Origin of the sequence: Streptococcus mitis, assembly GCF_001579035.1 — a bacterium.
Taxonomy (GTDB): Bacteria; Bacillota; Bacilli; order Lactobacillales; family Streptococcaceae; genus Streptococcus; species Streptococcus mitis_J.
The window spans coordinates 68,846-72,211 of record NZ_KQ970290.1; the positions used below are offsets into that span (position 1 = coordinate 68,846).

Annotated in this window: 1 protein-coding gene and 1 pseudogene; both read right to left on the bottom strand. The window is 38.3% G+C overall.

From position 1 onward, the window contains the following. Window positions 1-176: 176 nt before the first annotated feature. Window positions 177-2,155, bottom strand: a pseudogene (locus tag SMIDD26_RS08530) (peptide ABC transporter substrate-binding protein). 234 nt (window positions 2,156-2,389) lie between these two features. Then, a partial coding sequence (gene glf, locus SMIDD26_RS08535) for a UDP-galactopyranose mutase (protein WP_061439828.1) occupies window positions 2,390-3,366 on the bottom strand: 977 nt, incomplete at its 5' end.

Below are 3,366 nucleotides of genomic sequence, written 5' to 3' on the forward strand. Positions count from 1 at the left end.
AAATCCACAAGTTCAACAACCACAACAGTGAGATGAAAAGAAAATCCTGAGAAATAAAAACTCAGGTATTTTTTCTAACAAAAAAATTAGCTTCATAATCTTTGAAAGTGAAGAGAGGTTTCAACTCATTTTCAATAAACCAAAAGAAGTTAGCTTACAACTAACTTCTTTTTATCTTATTTCACATGTTTTGCGAGTTCTTCTTGCGCTTTTTATTGGATTCTGCTTTTTCTTTCATCCATTTTTCTTGAGCTTTTTGGTATTCATCTGCAGTAACTGCCTTGTCTTGAATTTCCAAGTATTTGTATAGGAGCGGATCGCTTGTCCCCTTGTTACCAGAGAAGGCAAACGGCATCGTAAATGGTACCATCTTAGACAAGATTGGGCGACCAGTGAGTGATGTTGTTGGGATAATCAAGGCACTATCTGTCAACCAAGCTTGTGCAACTGCGTATTTATCATAACGTTTTACTACGTCTGTTGTCTCATTTCCAGCTTCAGTTACTAATTTCTCATAGTCATTTAGACCTACAGTTTTAGCTGCAGCATTATCTGTACCAGAATCAAAGCCAAGGTAGGTTTTAGTGTTTTCACCAACTGATGGTTTGATAATATCGAGATAAGTTGATGGATCCGCAAAGTCAGGACCCCAACCAACATTATCTGAAATATCCCAATCTTCCCCAGCTGCTGTTTCAGCAAAGTAGGTAATATTCAAGACTTCATCTTTTTGTAGTTGTTGAATATCAATTACGACATTATCTGTACCCAAGGTTTCTTCAACCGATTGTTTGAAAGATTGGACACGTTGAACTTTTGTAGTTGCTGTCTGGTCAACTGGCATATCCAAATGAATTGGGAAGGTCACGCCTTCTGCCTGTAAAGCTGACTTAGCCTTGGCAAATTCGGCCTTGGCTTTTTCTGGATTGTAAAGACCATCTTGGGCATCTGCCAGATTAACATCCTTCCATTCATCCCCATAGGTTACTAATTTTTCTTTGACCATATCGCCAAAGTTTTTCCCATCTGCTTGAACAAATGTTGGTGGCACAAAGAGATTACGCAAGATTTTGCTTGCACCACTGGCACCATTCACTTGTGAAGCATAGGCCGTACGATCAAAACCAAAGGCAATAGCCTGACGGAAATCCTTGTTCAAGAGAGCCTTTTTAGTAGATGTCTTTTGTTCTTCGCTAGTCTTAGATGTGTGTTTATAAGATTGACGGTCAATATTTGTCCCTACTAGATAAGTCGTAGAGTCTTGTTGCGTATAGACGATATTGTCTTTCATACTCTTCTCAAGCTCTGCGAAACTTGCACTGGTTGGATAAAGACGAGCTGCTGTAAAGCTTCCATCCTTAAAGTTTTCTGCTGGTTTGCTGGTATCTTGCCCATCCCAGAATGACAATTTAATCTTGTCAACATGAACATTGTCCTTATCCCAGTAGTTAGGATTTTTCGCAAATTCAACGGAAGATTTGGCCACAAGAGATTTTAACAAATAAGGACCATTATACAAGAGACTGCTTGGATCCGTAGCTTTGGCAAAATCATCCCCTTTTGAGTTCAAAAACTCTTCATTGACTGGCGCAAGCACACCCATAGTTGTTTTAGAATTCCAAAAACTTTCAGGTTTGTTCAAGGTGTATTGGACTGTTTGATCGTCAAGGGCTTTAATCCCGACTTGAGCAAAGTCTGTGATTTCACCTTTTGCATAGGCATCCAGACCTTTGATTGAATCCTGTACCAAGTAAAGGGCTTGTGATTTCTTATCTGTTGCATATTTAAGACCTGTCACAAAGTCCTGAGCCTTAACAGGCGCATACTCTTCTCCCTCAGATGTATACCACTTGGCATCCTGACGAATCTTATAAGTATAAGTCAAGCCATCCTTAGAGACCGACCAGTCTTCTGCCAATGAAGGAACAAGGTTCCCGTATTTATCATTTTCAAGCAATCCATCAATCACATTACTAGTAATGCTTGAAGTAGCTGCCTTACTGGTTGTCAAATAGTTGAGATTATCTGGATCTGTCTCATAGGTAAAGGCAAAGGTTTTTTCACCTTGAGCGCCTGAACCCCCAGAACAAGCAGCTAAAACACCAGCTGCTAATAAGGTTACTCCCGCAAGAGTCAATACTTTTCTTGTTTTCATAGTATTCTCCTTTGTTTTTTTATTCATTATAGACTCTTTTTCAAGTCCTGTCAATAGAATTTTCTGAATTTTAAGAGTTATTTGTTATATTTGATATATTCTGAAAAATAAAATTGTTCATTTATGCCAAAAAAGCCAACATAGGTTCTCTTCTGATAAGCAGAAAAGAATCTTGTTGACCTTACTTCTAAAAATCTTAAGTAGCAAAGATTCTAAAATGACAGAATCCTTGCATTATTGTCCCAACTCTTCCGCGACCACTTCCAAAGCCCGTTCGATGACCACATGCATGTCGTAGTATTTATAATCAGCCAAACGTCCACAGAAAATGACCTTATCATTCCGTGCTGCTTCTTCTTGATATTTAGCAAACAGGGCATTGTTTCTCTCATCATTGATTGGATAATAAGGCTCATCACCACGTTTCCAATCTGCTGGATATTCACGAGTAATAACCGTTTTGTCCTGAGTACCATACTCAAAGTGTTTATGCTCAATAATACGAGTATAAGGAATTTCTCGCTCTGTATAGTTGACAACAGCATTTCCTTGATAGTTTTCTTCATCAAGCACTTCATGATCAAAACGAAGACTACGGTATTCTAACTCACCATGTTTATAATCAAAGTATTGGTCAATCATCCCTGTAAAGACAACTTTTTCAGCAGAAGCTTCTAATTCTTGACGATTGGCAAAAAAGTCAAGACCAAGTTCTACTTCCACATCCTTGAGCATATTTTCGATGATGACGTTGTAACCACCAATTGGAATACCCTGGTAACGGTCATTGAAGTAGTTATTATCAAAAGTCAAACGAACTGGTAAGCGTTTGATGATAAAGGGTGGAAGGTCAGTCGCAGAACGTCCCCATTGCTTTTCAGTATATCCTTTAATCAATTTTTCATAAATATCTGGACCGATCAACTTGATAGCCTGTTCTTCCAAGTTTTTAGGTTCAACAGCCTTCATATGTGCCGTTTGCTCAGCAATCTTATCTTTGACCTCTTGAGGAGTTTTTGTACCCCACATAGCATAGAAAGTATTCATATTGAAAGGTAGATTATAAAGGCTACCCTTGTAATTAGCTAGAGGCGAATTGATATAGTTGTTAAATTCAGCGAATTGATTGACATAGTCCCAAACTTTCTTGTTAGAAGTATGGAAGATATGGGCACCGTATTTATGAACATTAACTCCTTCTACATTCTCAC